The organism is Nodosilinea sp. LEGE 07298 (assembly GCF_015207265.1).
In the GTDB taxonomy this organism is placed as follows: Bacteria; Cyanobacteriota; Cyanobacteriia; order Phormidesmidales; family Phormidesmidaceae; genus Nodosilinea.
Genome location: NZ_JADEXE010000502.1, coordinates 1 through 2,703, shown reverse-complemented (window position 1 = coordinate 2,703; position 2,703 = coordinate 1). Strand labels below are relative to the sequence as shown.

Annotated in this window: 4 protein-coding genes and 1 pseudogene; 3 read left to right on the top strand and 2 right to left on the bottom strand. The window is 50.2% G+C overall.

Going from position 1 to position 2,703, the window contains the following annotated elements:
• A pseudogene (locus IQ273_RS34245) lies at window positions 1–212 on the top strand (IS4 family transposase); the annotation flags it as partial.
• Here IQ273_RS34245 and IQ273_RS32345 read toward each other — a convergent pair.
• The gene (locus tag IQ273_RS32345; RefSeq protein WP_194027178.1) at window positions 146–631 is read right to left on the bottom strand and encodes a Crp/Fnr family transcriptional regulator; all 486 of its coding nucleotides are present in this window, start codon (window positions 629–631) and stop codon (window positions 146–148) included. The pseudogene IQ273_RS34245 and the gene IQ273_RS32345 overlap by 67 nt on opposite strands.
• A gap of 376 nt (window positions 632–1,007) precedes the next feature.
• On the opposite strand from IQ273_RS32345, the gene IQ273_RS32340 reads away from it, so the two are divergent.
• Entirely contained in the window at window positions 1,008–1,919 is a 912-nt protein-coding gene (locus IQ273_RS32340; RefSeq protein WP_194027177.1) for a protein-glutamate O-methyltransferase CheR, read from the top strand.
• 130 nt (window positions 1,920–2,049) lie between these two features.
• Here IQ273_RS32340 and IQ273_RS32335 read toward each other — a convergent pair whose 3' ends face one another.
• Complete coding sequence (locus IQ273_RS32335; protein ID WP_397199175.1) at window positions 2,050–2,175, bottom strand: IS4 family transposase; 126 nt, start codon at window positions 2,173–2,175, stop codon at window positions 2,050–2,052.
• Between the two features lie 173 nt (window positions 2,176–2,348).
• Here IQ273_RS32335 and IQ273_RS32330 point away from each other — a divergent pair, with 173 nt between their 5' ends.
• Window positions 2,349–2,579 (top strand): hypothetical protein, encoded by a 231-nt coding sequence (locus IQ273_RS32330; protein WP_194027176.1) that lies wholly within the window; start codon window positions 2,349–2,351, stop codon window positions 2,577–2,579.
• The last annotated feature ends 124 nt before the right edge of the window (window positions 2,580–2,703 follow it).

The following is a 2,703-nucleotide window of genomic DNA, read 5'->3' as shown; positions in this document are numbered from 1 at the left end:
GGAGTCGTCTGGATTGGCATGGCGACCGGGGCTTGAGTTTTCTGCAACTCGGTTTGCGGGAACTGGCTCGGCTTTGCTACGAGCGTTTGCCCTTGCCCATCCTCCAAGCCTTGCCTAAGGGCAATCCACCGCCCGCTTGCGCCTCTCAATGCAAGCGAGACGCCCTAGACTGTCGCATTGAGTTCGCTAAGGTCCTCACATTCTCATGGTGAGACTGCCCTAAGTTTTCTGCACCACTAAGCACTTGGGCAATAAAGGCCTGGGTATAGCGCAACATAACGTCACGCATCTGCTTGTTGCTATCAAATTCTTTTAGCAGCACGTCTGCATTGATCTTGATGGCACTGCCGGCAACCTGAACAATGTAGGTCGTTTGGGTAGTCTCTCGCCCCCCCATAAAGGCATTAATGCCGATTACCTCGCGTTTACCGACAATGCCCGTTTCAGCCGTGCTGCCATTAGCGAGGGTAAGGGTGATCGAGAGCACGCTATCAAGGGGAAAGTACAGCTCTGTAATCACCTCGTCGGGCTCGTGTAGTCGCCTGCCCTGCTCTAGACTGACTGTTTGTAGGTGGGGCTGCAGCTTTTCGTATAGCTGATCGGGCAGCGAGGCAAGCAGTTGATTATCCATAGCTATAGGATAGAGCAGACCAGCGGACAAAGAGCTGTGCAATTATTCTAGGCCCAACGTCAACGATGCACTTCTGGCCCAAACAAAGGGGGGATGGGCGACATTAATCATTAAATCTTGGCCAGATTAAAAAAATAACATTGTAAACCTCCCTTAAGTCTAGGACAGGTTCGACGTTGGAACGAGCCCATAAAGCCTTTGGCTTAGCTGCGCCTACGCCCCTACTCACAAGTCATGCTCCCGTTCAGTAATGCCCTCTTTTGAATTTGAACCGGGTTCAGTCAAAACCGAACAGACAACTAGGATGCCGATCTTCTAAGCTGGTAGCCATCAAGGTTGAGTTTAAGACTGAATAGAACCCCCGCAGGTCTGCCCTATGCTAACCATAGAATCTCCCCTCAACCATGGCTTAATTACAGCGCCAACGGCCACCGAGTTAGATGATTTAATCGACCACGTCAATCACGTTTGCTCCATTGACTTGGCAGACTATAAGCGTACTGTTTTGGGGCGTCGGATTGAGGCACACATGCGGCAACTAGGGGTCAAAAGCTATCGTATCTACCGCGACTTGCTAGAAGATCCGAAAGAAATAAGTCAATTTTTAGATACTTTTTTGATCAACGTTACTCATTTTTTTCGAGACCCCCTGGTGTGGAACTATTTAGCCGATCACGCCATTCCAAAGCTTATTGCCGATACATTGCCCGATCAGCCAATTCGCGTGTGGAGTGCAGGCTGCGCTTCAGGTGAAGAAGTTTATTCGTTGGCCATGCTGCTAGTAGAGGCCCTAGGGGGAGAACAATTTCAGCAACGGGTACGAATTTATGGCACTGATATTGATAACAAGGCCTTGCGCCAGGCCAGTCGAGGCAATTATCTAACCTCTCACGCTGAGAGCATACCGACAAAATTGCTAAATCGGTATTTTGAACCCAGCGATTATGGCTATCGCTGGCGAGACGAATGGCGTCATTCTATGGTTTTTGTTCGCCACGATTTAATTCACTCTCCTCCTTTTTCGCACATTGACTTGCTGCTGTGTCGCAACACTTTTATATATTTCACTCAAGAATCGCAAATTCGGGCGCTGACCCGTTTTCACTTTAGTTTGAACGACCACGGTTTTTTGCTGTTGGGTCAATCAGAATTACCTACCACAAACCCCCCAAACCACCTATTCACGGCTGTTAATCGCCAAGCTCGTGTGTTTACAAAAGTGCCCAATGCCCACCGCGATCGGCTATTGTTGCCGCTAGCTTTTGGTCGTCACCGACCGACAGGTTAAGAGGATGTTTGAAAAGTCCTACTTCTTGTAGCGAAAGTGGAGATCCCCTAAATCCCCCTTTTTAAGGAGGACTTTTACCCCTCTTAAAAAGGCTATCCGTTACGTAAAAGTCGGTCAATGCCATAGCCTGCTAGGTTTTGGTCACAAGGCGAGCTCCTTCTAGCATGTGATGGAGTCTGGTGTAGCCACCCCATAACGTCTTGAGACCTGGCTCACCATCGCCTTTACGGGCTAAGAAGCCTCCCAGTTGGGCCATCTAGAGCATCGCTTGGTGAATCGTTGGCGGTGTTTTAGCACGGCTTTTCGGGGCGAACTTACGGCGCAATAACTGCCACTCCTGGGGCAGCGCCATCGAAACGCGCTTCGCCCTAGACCTGCAAGGGCTAATGGACTGAGTTAAACAGGACGACGCCCCAGAACCTAACCACCGTGCGCGATGCCAGATTCCAGCCTACTCGCCTCTACAATATTTCCACCCGCAACAGCGCCGCCTATAAAGGCATCAGCGTCTTGGTGCAGCGGGAGGGCGCAAAGGACTTTTTCTGGAAATCTACCATCCGCAATCTAGACGAGTCGGATTGGGAAGAGCGCAAGCTCGACATTCACCATATCTTTCCTCAGAAGTGGTGCCAGGACAGAAATATCCCTCGTAGCCACTAGAGTTGTTGTGAAACAGTGAGGAATTGATTCAGTTGTTGTTGAGGGCTGGTGATTTTGTATCTTGCCCCTAAGCCGCCTCCAGATAGAAGTTCCACAGCCCGGCAGCCGTGACCATTGAGCGGTC

Excerpts from the sequence above, each read along its gene's own strand:
- IQ273_RS32345 (WP_194027178.1), bottom strand. The coding sequence starts at position 631 with ATGGATAATCAACTGCTTGCCTCGCTGCCCGATCAGCTATACGAAAAG.
- IQ273_RS32335 (WP_397199175.1), bottom strand. The coding sequence starts at position 2,175 with ATGGCCCAACTGGGAGGCTTCTTAGCCCGTAAAGGCGATGGTGAGCCA.
- IQ273_RS32340 (WP_194027177.1), top strand. The coding sequence starts at position 1,008 with ATGCTAACCATAGAATCTCCCCTCAACCATGGCTTAATTACAGCGCCA.